The organism is Pseudomonas sp. GZD-209, from assembly GCF_049310485.1.
GTDB lineage: Bacteria > Pseudomonadota > Gammaproteobacteria > Pseudomonadales > Pseudomonadaceae > Aquipseudomonas > Aquipseudomonas sichuanensis.
Genome location: NZ_JBMOWQ010000136.1, coordinates 17,691 through 31,106 on the forward strand (window position 1 = coordinate 17,691; position 13,416 = coordinate 31,106).

Sequence of the window (13,416 nt, forward strand, 5' to 3'; positions counted from 1 at the left end):
TGCTCAGAGCCGTCATGGGCAGCTGGCTGCGAAGCCCGATCCTGAAACCGGCACCTGGGGCGGCAGCGCGTCTGCATTGTTATTTTCGTAATCAGATTACGAATAACGTAATTTGCTCCCGTGCAGGCGTCAAGCTATAAAGGCGCCACCCCGTAAAATCTGGATAGATGTGTCCCCCATGGCCAAAGCCAGCAGCACCGACAACGGCAAACAGAAGGTCCGCTCGGCGGAAGTCGGCACCGACATCCTCAAGGCCCTGGCCGAACTCTCCCCTTCCACCTCGCTGTCGCGCCTTGCCGAACATGTGCAGATGCCGGCAAGCAAGGTCCACCGCTACCTGCAGGCCCTGATTTCAAGCGGGTTCGCCGAACAGGACGCGGCCACCAACCATTACGGGCTGGGCCGCGAGGCCTTACGGGTGGGGATGGCGGCGCTGGGCAGCATCGATGTGCTGAAAGTCGCGGCCTTGCCGCTGTCGCAACTGCGCGACGAGCTCAACGAAAGCTGTTTCATCGCCGTATGGGGTAACCAGGGCGCGACCGTGGTGAGCATCGAGCCGGCAGTGCGCGCGGTGACGGTGGTAACCCAGATCGGCTCGGTGCTGCCGCTGCTCAGCTCGTCAACCGGCCTGGTATTCGCGGCCCACTTGCCGGAGCGCGAGACCGTCGAACTGCGCGACCGGGAGTTGGCAGCCCTGAATCAGAACAGCGATGACTACGTACCGCTGCTGGCACAAATCCGCCAGCGCGGCCTGCACCATGTGCACGGCCTGCTGATGCCCGGGGTGGACGCTTTGTCCGCCCCGGTGTTCAACGCCATGGGCCAGATCGCCGCGGTAATGACCGTGGTCGGGCCGACGTCGATCTTCCACGCCGACGAGCAGGGTCCGGCGGCGCAAAGCCTGCTGGCGGCCGTGCAGGCTGTCAGCAGGCGCATGGGGCATCAATGACGAAGGGCCAACCTGGGTCTTGAATTGACTTGCTCCAGCACCAGCCTGCCGAGCGCCACCAATTCTTCATCCATGACTCTGCCGACCCCACCCAGGGCCGGGCCTGCCACCTTCAACACCACCTCACTGAATAGATCCTTCAATAGCTGTACGACGGGGCCTGACGGGTTCGGAAACAGCTTGTTCCACGCGTGAGAAATCACATTACCCACAGCAGAGTTCAGACCTGTGGCGGAAGCCACACCGAATATACCGAGGGCCATGTAAAACACAGCTGCCCCTGTTTTACCATCCCACCACGCGGTGGCGGCCTTGCGGAAAGATCGTTGTGCCTGGAACAGGCTGACTACTGCGGCTAAAGGAGGGAAAGGCATGGTCAACACACTGACAACCGGGCTCAGGACCCGATCCAAAGTCTCGCTATAGCGATCGGACACGCTGGTGGTCTGGGACTTCGCATCAAGGATCAGGTGCCGAGCACGGTGTTCGAAATCCTTGTCCCAATGAACAAGGCGGGAAGGAGAGTATGCGTAGGCGTTGAGCACCACTCGCTCGCCATTTTTTTCTCGTTCCTCATCCATCGCTCTCATCGCCGCCTTGTCCGAATGGATCACTCGAGGGAGGAAGTAGGCTCCGAGGTTTTCCATCGTCCATTGCGCGGCAATCTCACGGAACGAACGCACAGCTCTGCCCCCCTCCGCATCACTCAGGTAGACGAATCGCTCGTTATCGGGGGCATGTACCGCATAAACCCCGTCAATGTAACGAGGTTTTCCCCGATTGAAAGCGAACCGACGGAAATTGTGATGCTCCAGCACGTCTTCTTGACTCGGTGTCAGCGCTATCTCTCGCAACCAGCTGGTGCGCGACTCGTCGAGGTGCCCGTCGAGAGATGCGACCAGAAAATCGCGTCGCACTTTCAGCCCCATCACCAATCCGTGCAGTCGCAGGCGTCGCGCATGTTCAGGGCTCTCGTCCGAAGCGGAGTGGCTCTCGATGACCGAGACATACGAGCCGCGAATAGAGCTACTGGAAACTCGGATGGCACTGGCGAGCAAGCGTATGTCCAAGTGCGAAAGATCTTGCCCGACACTGGAGCGCACACTTGTGAAACCCGCGAAGTTGCTGTCCGTAGGATATCCCCAGGCCATCAACTGAGTGAACGTCAGTTCCCCTTCGGACGTCTCGAGAATCACCGTATCCGCATCGATCTGGCCCCCCTTGTTGCCAGGGAACTCATTGAGCCTGGCGGTGGCCCTCTGCTGGGCAAAACCGAGCAGTGTCGGCATCTGATTACTTGCAAGATAGGCTGGCTGAATCGCCAACAACTCATTGTCGAGCGAAGCCAAGCGCTCCCGGTCTTCCGGGCTCGCATCGATAGACCATTGCGGGGTAGCCTCAAGCACATTGTCCAGCAAGCCCGTAGTCATGTCGTCGAGCATCTTGGCAAGGAAGCCTTTGCGCAGCGGTACCAGGCTGAACGCGCCCAGTGGCAGTCTTCCTCGGCCTATCGCCACCTGCTGAAACTCACGTGCATCCAGCTCTGAACGCTCAAGGATATAAGCCACGCCAACCGGAGTGCGTACCATGTCGACGAGCGCGCGTTTCAGGTCCAGTTCGGTCGCGAAACGTCGTAGCGCACCAAACGGCGCCCCCGGCGCATACAAAGTGAATGCATCGTCCTCGACCAGGCAGACCACACCGAGTAGCGGCTGTCGCCGCAGATGAATCTGCTTGAGTTCGATACCCTCAGCGGCCTGCTCACCCTCCAGCAAAGCTGTGATGAAGGCGTGAACGTGTTCTGGGATTTCATTGGCATAACGGGCAGCCAAAGCTGAGAACGCCAGCTCGGCAGTGACAAGTCCACCTAACAGCTCCTTGGTATCCGGCTGCTGATAGATTGCAGATGCCTGTTCACGGTAGCCCCGATGTAACCCAAGCCCATTGATCATGCGCTGCATGAGGCCCTGGGTAAGCCTTTCCCGAAGCGCTGGCTCGACAGCCTCGGTAAATAGGTTGTATCCGTGATACCCACCTGTGAGTACCCAGTCCAGCAGGCTGCACTCGCGCTGGCCGAGCGCATCAGGGAAAACACTGCGAACGCTCAACCTGGTTTTGCTCGGTGAAATCCGCAGCCCATTGGCGTGTTTGTCCAGCCAGTTGCGGATGCCTTGCTCGGCGAAGCTGCGATAGTCACCCAGGTGGCCCAGGTGTTCGGTAATGCGTCGCGAGGCCTGGTCCCGCGACGCTTGCAGTGCCAGGTAGGTATCCAACGCTTCACCATTCAACCGGCGCAGCCAGCGCGGCCTGGATGCCAACCGATAGGCTGCAAGGTGATCGGCTATCCGCTCTTTTAACCCACTCACCCATCCATCCAGACGAGTGGCTTCATTGAGCATGCCCGCAGAGATGGGTTCTTCCTCGGCCCTAGCCTGAAGCTCTGCGAGAAGGCTGTCCTGCAGCGTCTTCAGATCCCTTACCAGCTGCCTCGATACGGAGTACGCGGCCTCATCGAAGCGCAATGCCAGCTGGGCGCCTTCACTTATGGCTTGGCGCAGCGCTTGCGGCAGCATGTTCGTCCATGCCTGGCCACTCTTCAGCACCTGCGTCAGCCGCTGCGCCGCGCTGGCAGGCTGATCGTCGAACCATGCGCCCCAACCCAAGCCGTAAAGCATGAAGTCTTCATCTCCCTCGGTCGCCCTTTCCAGGTCGCGGGTGACGACAAAGCACCCGGGGAGACGCCCGCTGTAATCACCCGCCTGAACCGTCACCTGGCCCACGTAAGAGTCAACACCTGCCGCGAACAACGCTTCGATCCTGTGCTTGATTGCTGGCTCGACCATCGCCAGGATTGCCATTTCAAGCTCCATTAGTGGATAGATGCGCATACGGAGTGTGGACAAGTCCCGATGGGGCTGTTCTTGCTCCTCCCACCACTTTTGCACCAGTTCGTGCCAATCGGGTAAGCGCGCACCGATCCCGTCAGCGCTGAACCATGACTCCTGGACATTTTCCTCCGCAGGTTCGGCCGTGAAACGGGGCGACTCGGCAAATTGCGTTTGCACAGCCAGGGCCAGCATCGACATCTGCACAAGCAATTCCTGAACGGAGGTGGGTGAGCCCGCCTTATTCAATAACGAAAGGTTGGGAAATAACGCGTCGGAAAACATCTCGAACTCCATCTGAATGAATGAAGCTCAAGATTGAGGTTGCAGGCATCCCACCTGAATCGGGAAGCAATTCCGCCATCGCGAATAACGACTTCGTACAAGATGAGCCTACAACCAAGGACCAGGCGGTGAGGGACCGAGTAGGAATAGAACTATTATCTCGAAGGACGTAATAGAGAATGTCAGAAGCGACTATTTTTCCCACGGGAACAAGCGCTTATTCTTACCTCACTGGCCGGCACGAAGGGCTCTCCCCCCCGCCTTTCACGCCCGCCCAGGTTCACCGACGTTGATTTTGAAGCTCCTTGATCTAACGTCTCGATTGGCCGCTGCCTTTGCAGCGGCCTTTTTTATTTGTGCAAGAATCGCCGAATCAAGGTGGGTGCTGCTGTCTTGTTTTGCTTGCAGCGGCCTCATCGCCGGCAAGCCGGCTCCCACAGAAATTACACATGGTTTGAGGTCGTTGCGGTCTGGGTGGGAGCCGGTTTGCCTGCACAAAGGCCGCAAAGCGGCCCCCAACGGTCTTCACGCCAATGGATACTTCTGCAGATTCGCCATCATCTGCTGCAGCGCCTGAAAACTGTCCTGCGGGTGGCTCGCGCCTTCGAAATCACCGATCCGCCCCCAGTTGGCCGCCACCTGCTCCGGCGTGAAGCCCTCGCGCGGATCGAAGCCCACGCCCTGGCTGCGCTCCCAGCGCACCTTGCCCACCCAGCCACCGCCCACCTCGAACAGCTGGCCGCTGTCCTGGCACTGCTCGCTGCCGAGAAACACCACCAACGGGCTGATCAATTCGGGCTTGAGCTGCTCGAACACCTGAGGCGGGATCAGCCCCTCGGTCATGCGGGTACCGCCGGTAGGGGCGATGGCATTGACCAGGATGCCGTGCTTGCGCCCCTCGATGGCCAGGGTACGGGTCAGGCCGTACAGGCCAAGCTTGGCCATGCCGTAGTTGGCCTGGCCGAAATTGCCGTAAATGCCCGAGGTGGACGAGGTGAAGATCACCCGCCCCCAGTTTTGCCCGCGCAGGTGCGGCCAGGCGGCGTGGGTGACTTTGTAGGCGCCCTCGACATGCACCCGGTAAACCAGCTCCCAATCGCTGTCTTCCATCTTGTGAAAGGTCTTGTCGCGCAGGATGCCGGCGTTGTTCACCAGCACATCGACCCGGCCAAAGCTGTCCAGGGCCTGTTCGACGATGCGCGCGCCATCGGTCACCGAGTCATGGTTGGCCACCGCCGTGCCACCGGCGGCGCGGATTTCTTCCACCACCCGATCAGCCGCCGACACGTTGGCGCCTTCGCCATGGCTGCTGCCACCCAGGTCGTTGACCACCACCTTGGCCCCGTGCCTGGCGAACAACAGTGCATGGGCCCGGCCCAGGCCGCCACCGGCCCCTGTGACGATCACCACGCGATCTTGCAGACTTACCGGTTCGCTCATGCTCAAGGCTCCAGGCATATGAAGGATGCGCGCAGTGTCGGCCAGCCCTCGCTGCCCGACAATCAAGCGCGCCCCGGCGAATGCCGGGGGATAACCCATGGCGATGATCGCCCGGTCACGACCAGGCGACTTTCTGTGGCAGGTAGCTCAGCGGTTGTTCACGAAAGGCAAGGTAGTGGCGCAGCACCTGCACCGGCGCTTCGGTGTGCGGGTAGTGGCCGATGCCCTGCAACAACACGGTGTCCGGCTCGGGCACCACTTGCCGGTAACGTTCGACCATGTGCACACCGGACAACGGGTCGACCGCACCATTGATGAAGCGCAGCCGCACGCCTTCGCGCTGCAGGGCACCGACCCAGCGCTCGCGTTGCGCCCGGCGCTCGGGCATGAAGTTGATCAGCTTGTGCAGGATGCGCTGGCCACCGTTGGCGGCGATCAGGCTCCAGCAGTCGTCCAGCGCACTTTCGCTGGGGTGGGTGCAGGGCCCGTAGACCTGGGTGACATTGCGCACTAGGTCGTCGCGCCCGAACGAGCGCCCCACCAGCCAGCCAAGGCGGCTGAGCAGCAGTTTCTGGATCAGCAGCACGCGACAACTCTCGGGGAACAGGCCGCTATTGAGGAACACGCAGCTGGCGATCTGCACGCGCTGCTCGTGGTGCCGGGCCAGCAGTTCCTGGGCGACACTGCCACCATAGTCGTGGGCCAGCAAGTGCACCGGCTGGTCGATCTTAAGGTGCTCCAGCAGCGCCTGCTGCAGGTCGGCCTGCTCCAGCAGGCTGTAGTCGTGGTCTGCGGGCTTGGCCGAATCGCCGAAGCCGAGCATGTCGCAGGCCACTACGCGAAAGCGTTGGGTGAGCGGTACCCACAAGTAGTGCCAATCCCAGCTGGCGGTGGGGAAACCGTGTAGCAATAGCAGAGGCTCTCCTTGCCCTGCCGTCCAGTAGCGGATGCTCTGGCCCCGGAAGGTGAAACCCTGGCTCCGGGTGCGCCAGACGCACAATGGAATCTCGGCCAGAGGCATCAGGGTCGTCCCGGTATTGGTGTTTGAGTGTCGGAATAGGGCAAGGCTGCGTTCATTGCAAGTTACCTCGGCACATACATGTGCTCTCTATGTCGAGGCTGAGTCTAGAGGCCAATACGAAGGTGTTAAGTCGCCTTGGCAGCCAGCCTGATGACCGTGCGAGTCAGTGGCACGAACGGTCAGAACAACATGACCAGCAATGGCGCGGCAAACAGGTTGAGCAGCCCGGTGAGGACCATGACCAGGCCGGCCACCGAACCCTCTTCGTGGCCCACTTCCTGGGCCCGGCTCACGCCCGCGCCATGGGCGCCGACACCGAACAGCGCGCCCCGCGCCAGCGGCGTGCGCAGCGGCAGCCAGCGCAGCAGAACACCGCCAAACACCGCCCCCAGCACGCCGGTGAACATCACGAACACTGCGGTCAGTTCCGGCACACCCCCCAGGTCCTGGGCCACCGGCATGGCAAACGGGGTGGTGATGGAGCGCGGCAGCAACGACAGGCTGACCGACTCGTCCAGCGCCAGCAGGTGCGCCAGCCCCCAGGAACTGCCGATCGAGGCGACGCTGCCGGCCAGCATGCCCACCAGCAACGCCGGCCAGTGCCGCGCCAACAATGCCCGCTGCTGCCAGATCGGCACGGCGAAGGCCACCGTCACCGGGCCCAGCACGCCCATCAGCCAATGAGTGTTGCGCGCATATTCGGCGTAGGCGGTGTGCAGCGGCACGGCCACCGCCAGCAACAGTGCCGGCACCAGGATCAGCGGCGACAGCAGGTAGCGCCCACTGCGCCGGTACAGCCAGCGGCTGCCCACATAGGCGGCCAGGGTGAGCGCGAGCCAGAACAATGACTTGGGTTCAAGGTTCATGGCGCAACCGCCAGCGGCACACCAGCTCGACCGTCGCGGCGGTGACCACCATCACCAGCAGGGTACTCACCGCGATCACCAGCAGGATGCGCCAGCCTTCGCTGCGCAACAGGCTGCCGTAGTCCAGCAGGCTCATCAGCGCGGGGATGAAGAACAGCAGCATTTCGGCCATCAGCCATCCGGCACCCAATTGCAGGGTGGCGGGCTTGAGCAGGCCTGTGGCGAACAGCATGAGCAGCAGCGCCAGGCCCATCACACCGCCGGGGATAGGCCAGCCCAGCCAGGCCGCGAGCTGGCCGCCGATCCAAAACAGGGCCAGCAGCACCGCCAGCTCAGCGAGCAGGCGGCAGGTTTTTTTCAGTAATGCAGGGTTCATGGGCACGGTCCTCGACAACGTGCCCAGTGTAAAAGTCGGTCGCAAAGGCCAAAAGCGAATTGTTAGACTGCTCGCCATTCCATATTGGAATTCATGGCATGGAATTCAAACAGCTGCGCAGCTTCATCGAAGTCGTTCACCGTGGTGGCTTCACCCAGGCCGCGGGCACCCTGCACATCAGCCAGTCGGCAGTGAGCAAGCAGGTCGCCCAGTTGGAACAGGCCATCGGCCAGCCATTGCTCGAGCGCCAGGGTTCGCAGCTGCTGCTGACCGCCGCCGGGCGCATCGTGCTGGAGCGTGGTGAAGTGTTGCTGCGCCAGCGCCAGGAACTGCTCAACGAGCTGGACGATCTTGGCCAGATGGCCCGTGGCGAGCTGCGCCTGGGCCTGCCCTTGCTGGGCAGTGATGCACTGTTTGCCGGGTTATTCGCCGAGTACCGGCGGCGTTACCCGCAGATCTCGGTGCAACTGCTCGAAGGCGGCAGCCGTATGGTCGAGCAGGCGGTGAAAAGTGGCGAGCTGGAGCTGGGCGGCAGCCTGACGCCGAGCGACCCGGCATTCGACTACCAACCCTTCTGCAATGAACCGCTGGATGCCCTGCTGCCCGCCGAGCATGCCCTGGCGGGCCAGGCAGAAGTCGACCTGGCGCAACTGGCCGATACGCCGTTCCTGCTGTACCAACGCAGCTTCATGCTCAATGACCGGCTGCTCAGCGCCTGCCAGCAGGTGGGTTTTACCCCGAAGGAAGGCGGGCGCAGCGGCCAGGCGGACTTTCTTGCCTCGTTGGTGGCGGCGGGCCAAGGGGTGGTGTTGCTGCCGCGGGTGGTCGCGCGGGCCCTGGAGCGGCCCGGGGTGGTGCGCCTGCCCTTGCGCGCGCCGGGCGACCTCAAGTGGGACATCGCCTTCATCTGGCGGCGCGGGGCGTACCTGTCACGGGCGGCGCAGGCGTGGTTGGCGTTGTTGCGCGAGCACACCTGACGGCCCTCTCGCGGGGCAAGCCCGCTCCCACGCCAGACCTGCAAATGCGCGAGCGTCGTGGGAGCGGGCTTGCCCCGCGATGGGGGTCAGCCCTGAATGGCTGCGGCAAACTCCGCCAGCCACGGCTCGGCATCGGCCTCAGGGGTCACGGTCTCGCTGGCATCCAGGCGCAGCATCGGCAGCACCTCACGCACGCCCAGTTCGGCAAACAGCTCGCGCAGCTGCTCGCCACCACCGCAGTAGGTATCGCCGTAGCTGGAGTCGCCCAGGCCGATCACGGCACCCGGCAAGCCACGCCAGGCGGCGGGCAGTACATCGCGAATGACGCTGTACAGCGGCATCAGGTTGTCGGGCAGTTCGCCCATGCCGGTGGTCGAGGTCACCGCCAGCAAGGCCTGTGGGGCAAAGCCCTCGATATCCTGCAGGGTGGCACGGCCCGCATGCCAGGCTTCATGGCCGGCAGCGTTGAGCAGCGACACCGCATGACGGGCGACTTCATCGGCGGTGCCATAGACCGAACCGGAAATAATGGCGACTTTCATCAGGTGAGCATTCCGAAACTGAGTGAAAGCGTAGGATACTAGCACCCGACAGTGGCAAAAGGCCGCCTACCCCTAAAGTCACAGCCGCGCAAACAATCCGACCAGTGACCTGAACCAAACCCATACACCACTGTCCACCCCCTTGACGTAATCGCCATTACCGATCGCTTCCTCGAGTTCGACCATGCAAGCAGACGCCCTTCTCTCCCAGGACGAGCTGGATTTCATCCAGAACATGCAGCACTCGCCGCAGTTGAACCTGGCCGACCCCATGTCGAGCCTGCTGGTCAATGGCGACCGTCGCCTGAAGGATCTGCTCACCCGCCTGGTGGCCAATGAACAGGTCACGCTGCAGGCCAGCTTCAACAACCAGCAGCTGAGCTTCCCCCTGCAACTGGTCGAAGACGAGTTCCACGCCCTGCACCTGCAACTGGGTTCACCGGACATCTACGAAGACGGCCCCATGCTGCGCCCGTGGCGCCTGTCGCTGGAGCAACCGACGGCATTGCTCGACGACCACCACCAGGCCAGCGACCTGTGGGTACGGGATATTTCGTTCAAGGGCGTGCTGGTGGAAATCCACGGGCAGAGCAAGGCACCGGCGCATTTCGAGTTGCACTTCGCCGCCGAGGACATCCCGCCGATCGGCCTGTACGGCGTGTTGCGCCGGCGCATCGGCCCCAGGCTGGCCGCCTACGACCTGTCGCACACGCCGGCCGAAGAGATCGAGCGCCTGCGCGAGTACATTCTCCAAGCCCATCGCCAGGCCCACCCCGAGTTGCACGCGCAAGCGAACTTCTGACGACCGTCCGCCCGTTGAAACTGACGGGTCATGATCGATCGGCGATAATCCGCGCCCGATTCTTGCAAGCATGCCTGCGCCGCCCACCACCCCGGGCCGCATGCCAAGGGGCCGGCTACCCGCCAGCCCCGTCGCCAGGAGATACACGATGTCTACCCACCCCGTCACCCTGATGGTGTCGCGCCGCGCCGCCCATGGCCGCTACCAGGACCTGCTGGCCTGGCTGCACGAAGGCGAGCAACTGGCCACCGACTTCCCCGGCTACCTGGGCTCAGGCATCCTCGCCCCGCCTGCCGAAGGCGATGACTTCCAGATCATCTTCCGCTTCACCAATGAGCAAACGATGCACGCCTGGGAACATTCAGCCTCGCGTCGCACCTGGTTGCAGCGTGGTGACGGCCTGTTCGAACGCCCCAAAGAGAGGCGCGTCAGCGGCATCGACGACTGGTTTGGCACCAACATGGTGCAAAAACCGCCACGCTGGAAGCAGGCCACGGCTATCTGGCTGGCGTTCTTCCCGGTCTCGTTGCTGTTCAACCTGCTGTTCGGCCACTGGCTGGCGCCGCTCAATCTGCTGCCGCGGGTGTTGCTCAGTACCCTGGCCCTGACGCCGCTCATGGTGTACCTGTTCATCCCGCTGTCGACGCGCCTGCTGGCCGGCTGGCTGAACCCGGCGCCGCGCTCGGCCGCAGACCGCGCCGAGGGCCTGCGCAGCCGCTGAGGCACGGGCTCGCAAGGCGGTGCAGTTCGGGTATGCTGGGGCATCACGCACGGACAGACGGCAGACCGCCCCGAACATGAACAGCCCTATCCTCATTACCGGTGCCAGCCAGCGTGTCGGGCTGGCCCTGGCGCTGGAGCTGGCCCAGGCCGGCCATACGGTGGTCAGCGCCAGCCGCAGCCTCAATGCACACGCGGCGCACCCGAACATCCAGCAGTTCCAGGCCGACCTCACCAACGCCGACGACCGCCAGGCCCTGATCGACCACCTGCACAAGCATTACGACGGCTTGCGCGCGATCATCCACAACGCCTCGCTGTGGCTCGACGACGGCCTGGACAACCTCGACACCATGTTCCGCCTGCACGTCGAGGCGCCCTACCACCTCAACCTGGCGTTGGGTGAGCTGCTGGGCAAGGTAGACAAGGCCGACATCATCCATATCTGCGACGAGACCTCTTCGCGCGGCAGCAAGAGCCATATCGGCTATGCCGCGACCAAGGCCGCGCTGCAGAACATGGTGCTGTCGTTCGCCGAAAAGTACGCGCCCACGGTGCGCGTCAACGGTATCCTGCCGGGCCTGCTGATCCTCAAAGAGGGTGGCGACGAACACTATCGCCAGCAGACGCTGAAAAAAGCCCTGCTGGAGTTCGAACCCGGCGCCCGCCCGCTGATCGACGCCGTGCTGTTCCTGCTGCACAGCCAGTACAGCACCGGCAGCCAGGTGGTCATCAACGGTGGCCGCCATCTGAAGAACCGCATGACCTGAGAGACCGCCATGACTCCCCAACAACAGCTCGAACTCGAAGCCGCCGCGTTCCGGCGCCTGGTCGACCATCTGCAAAAGCGCACCGACGTGCAGAACATCGACCTGATGAACCTCTCCGGCTTTTGCCGCAACTGCCTGTCCAAGTGGTACAAGGCCGCCGCCGACGAGCGCCAGGTCGACCTGAGCATGGACGACGCCCGTGAAGCGGTGTACGGCATGCCCTACGCCGAGTGGAAAGCCCAATACCAGAAAGAAGCCAGCGCCGAACAACAGGCGGCGTTCGAACAAGGAAAACCCCGTGACTGACCTGAACACCCTGCGCAGCAGCCTCGCCAGCGGCGAACACGTTTTCGCCGAAACCCTGGCGTTCATCGCCGCGAACTACAGCTACCAGCCACAAGCCTTCGACAACGGTGATGTGCACAACGCCGCCGGGCAGAACGAAGGTTCGTGCAAGACCCTGGGCCTGGCCTTGCTGGAAGGCTTGAGCGACCAGGAAGCGCTGCTGGCCTTTGGCGAGCACTACCGTGATGTGGTGGCCACGCCCGAGGGCAGCGACCATGGCAATATCCGTGCGCTGATCAAGCATGGGCTGGCTGGGGTGAAGTTTGCCGAGCAGCCTTTGGCGCGCCTGGCCTGACAATCCGCATCGCGGGGCAAGCCCGCTCCCACGCCACTCGCGCATTTACAGGTCTGGCGTGGGAGCGGCGGTGCGCCGATGCGACTTGCCCCGCGATAAGGCCATGAACCTTCAGATGATCTTGCCCGGCACACCACCCGCCAACCGCCCCACCTGCAACCACCCCAGCGCAATCGGCCAAAGGCTCTGGCGAAACCGGTCATGAAAGAACGCGAAGTGGCCAATCTCCTCGACGCCGATATCCACAGGCGCCACCCGCAGGTGCTTGCGCCCGCGCTCATCCAGATAACCCAATAACCGCTCGGTGGCCGCCACCGTGCCGAACGGATCGTCGGTCAGGCTGATCGCCAAGGTCGAGGCGCTGACGTGAGCGAACGGCAAGGCTTGCAGCAACCGCCCGCTGGGCCGGTGCTCGTAGCGTGGCGTCGGCGTGCTCCAGTCGTGCACCACCCCTGCCGGCGTGTCCTCCAGCCAACCCAGGCGCTTGCCCGGAAAGTAGCCGAACACTCGGGTCAGCAATGGCATCAGCACATGCCATTTGCCATACAGCTGCCAGCGCTGGTCCGCCGCATAGTCGCGCCAGTAGGCGAACTGCGCACCCACCAGCACCGCGTGCTGCACCTGCGCCGCCGAAGGCGCCAGCCCCAGCGCCCAGCCGCCGAAACTGTGCCCCACCACATGCACCGGTTGCCCCGGATGTTCGGCGCCAGCCAGTTGCAGCATGGCCTCGAAATCCAGCCGGCCCCAGTCGCTCCACGAAGCCTGGAAACCGCGCAGCGAGGCCGGGCGCGATTCACCGATGCCTCGGTAGTCGTAGCTCAGCACATCGAAGCCTTGGGCGAACAGGTAGTCGGCAAAACGCGCGTAGTAACGGCAACGCACCGAGGTGGCGGCGTTGATGATCACCAGCGGGCGCTGGCTTGCGGAGGTGGCGTGGCGCCAGCGGAAACCGCCGAGGCTGTAGCCGTCGGGGGCGTTGTGGCGAAAGGCGGTGGCGGGCTGGGTAAGGCTGCTCATGGCGCGCTTCTGTGTTGTTGTGCGCCAACGCTAGCAAAAAATCTGTCGCCTGTACCAATGCATCGCGGGGGGAGAGAACGCCCCAAAAACCCGCCTGGGAAGAGGACTGTCCCCCCCGAGGGGCAA

The 13,416-nt window shown here is 63.1% G+C and carries 14 protein-coding genes; 7 read left to right on the plus strand and 7 right to left on the minus strand.

Annotated features, from left to right (window positions below; all coding sequences use genetic code 11):
- Positions 1–178: 178 nt before the first annotated feature.
- On the plus strand, positions 179–949 hold the full coding sequence (locus tag ACO6VM_RS16140; protein WP_401058563.1) for an IclR family transcriptional regulator: 771 nt from the start codon (positions 179–181) through the stop codon (positions 947–949).
- Here the strand turns inward: ACO6VM_RS16140 and ACO6VM_RS16145 are convergent.
- The 5 genes from ACO6VM_RS16145 to ACO6VM_RS16165 form a co-directional block, all read right to left on the minus strand.
- Complete coding sequence (locus ACO6VM_RS16145; protein ID WP_422403536.1) at positions 943–4,119, minus strand: hypothetical protein; 3,177 nt, start codon at positions 4,117–4,119, stop codon at positions 943–945. The genes ACO6VM_RS16140 and ACO6VM_RS16145 overlap by 7 nt on opposite strands.
- Before the next feature lie 525 nt (positions 4,120–4,644).
- Complete coding sequence (locus tag ACO6VM_RS16150; RefSeq protein WP_125857482.1) at positions 4,645–5,559, minus strand: SDR family oxidoreductase; 915 nt, start codon at positions 5,557–5,559, stop codon at positions 4,645–4,647.
- 115 nt (positions 5,560–5,674) lie between these two features.
- On the minus strand, positions 5,675–6,580 hold the full coding sequence (locus tag ACO6VM_RS16155; RefSeq protein WP_401058559.1) for an alpha/beta fold hydrolase: 906 nt from the start codon (positions 6,578–6,580) through the stop codon (positions 5,675–5,677).
- Between the two features lie 179 nt (positions 6,581–6,759).
- Complete coding sequence (locus tag ACO6VM_RS16160) at positions 6,760–7,446, minus strand: LrgB family protein (RefSeq protein WP_401058557.1); 687 nt, start codon at positions 7,444–7,446, stop codon at positions 6,760–6,762.
- Positions 7,436–7,822: a CidA/LrgA family protein gene (locus tag ACO6VM_RS16165; protein WP_390966944.1), complete on the minus strand. Its 387-nt coding sequence runs from the start codon at positions 7,820–7,822 to the stop codon at positions 7,436–7,438. Before ACO6VM_RS16165 ends, ACO6VM_RS16160 begins: the two co-directional genes overlap by 11 nt.
- 98 nt (positions 7,823–7,920) lie before the next feature.
- Here ACO6VM_RS16165 and ACO6VM_RS16170 point away from each other — a divergent pair, with 98 nt between their 5' ends.
- The gene (locus ACO6VM_RS16170) at positions 7,921–8,799 is read left to right on the plus strand and encodes a LysR family transcriptional regulator (RefSeq protein WP_401058555.1); all 879 of its coding nucleotides are present in this window, start codon (positions 7,921–7,923) and stop codon (positions 8,797–8,799) included.
- Positions 8,800–8,885: 86 nt separating this feature from the next.
- Here ACO6VM_RS16170 and ACO6VM_RS16175 read toward each other — a convergent pair whose 3' ends face one another.
- On the minus strand, positions 8,886–9,341 hold the full coding sequence (locus tag ACO6VM_RS16175; RefSeq protein WP_125462625.1) for a flavodoxin: 456 nt from the start codon (positions 9,339–9,341) through the stop codon (positions 8,886–8,888).
- A 184-nt stretch (positions 9,342–9,525) separates the two neighbouring features.
- Here ACO6VM_RS16175 and ACO6VM_RS16180 point away from each other — a divergent pair, with 184 nt between their 5' ends.
- The 5 genes from ACO6VM_RS16180 (at position 9,526) to ACO6VM_RS16200 (ending at position 12,273) form a co-directional block, all read left to right on the plus strand.
- Positions 9,526–10,143 (plus strand): hypothetical protein, encoded by a 618-nt coding sequence (locus ACO6VM_RS16180; RefSeq protein ID WP_401058553.1) that lies wholly within the window; start codon positions 9,526–9,528, stop codon positions 10,141–10,143.
- 148 nt (positions 10,144–10,291) lie between these two features.
- Positions 10,292–10,864, plus strand: a complete 573-nt coding sequence (locus ACO6VM_RS16185) for an antibiotic biosynthesis monooxygenase (RefSeq protein ID WP_401058551.1) — start codon at positions 10,292–10,294, stop codon at positions 10,862–10,864.
- A 76-nt stretch (positions 10,865–10,940) separates the two neighbouring features.
- Positions 10,941–11,633 carry a dihydromonapterin reductase gene (gene folM / locus ACO6VM_RS16190; RefSeq protein WP_110991714.1) on the plus strand — a complete coding sequence of 231 codons (693 nt, stop codon included), beginning with the start codon at positions 10,941–10,943 and terminating at the stop codon, positions 11,631–11,633.
- A gap of 9 nt (positions 11,634–11,642) precedes the next feature.
- Positions 11,643–11,939 carry a DUF1244 domain-containing protein gene (locus ACO6VM_RS16195; protein WP_110991715.1) on the plus strand — a complete coding sequence of 99 codons (297 nt, stop codon included), beginning with the start codon at positions 11,643–11,645 and terminating at the stop codon, positions 11,937–11,939.
- Positions 11,932–12,273: a HopJ type III effector protein gene (locus ACO6VM_RS16200; RefSeq protein WP_401058549.1), complete on the plus strand. Its 342-nt coding sequence runs from the start codon at positions 11,932–11,934 to the stop codon at positions 12,271–12,273. The genes ACO6VM_RS16195 and ACO6VM_RS16200 overlap by 8 nt, the downstream gene beginning before the upstream one ends.
- Before the next feature lie 111 nt (positions 12,274–12,384).
- On the opposite strand, the gene ACO6VM_RS16205 is transcribed toward ACO6VM_RS16200, so the two are convergent.
- Positions 12,385–13,290 carry an alpha/beta fold hydrolase gene (locus ACO6VM_RS16205; protein ID WP_401058547.1) on the minus strand — a complete coding sequence of 302 codons (906 nt, stop codon included), beginning with the start codon at positions 13,288–13,290 and terminating at the stop codon, positions 12,385–12,387.
- Between the last annotated feature and the right edge of the window lie 126 nt (positions 13,291–13,416).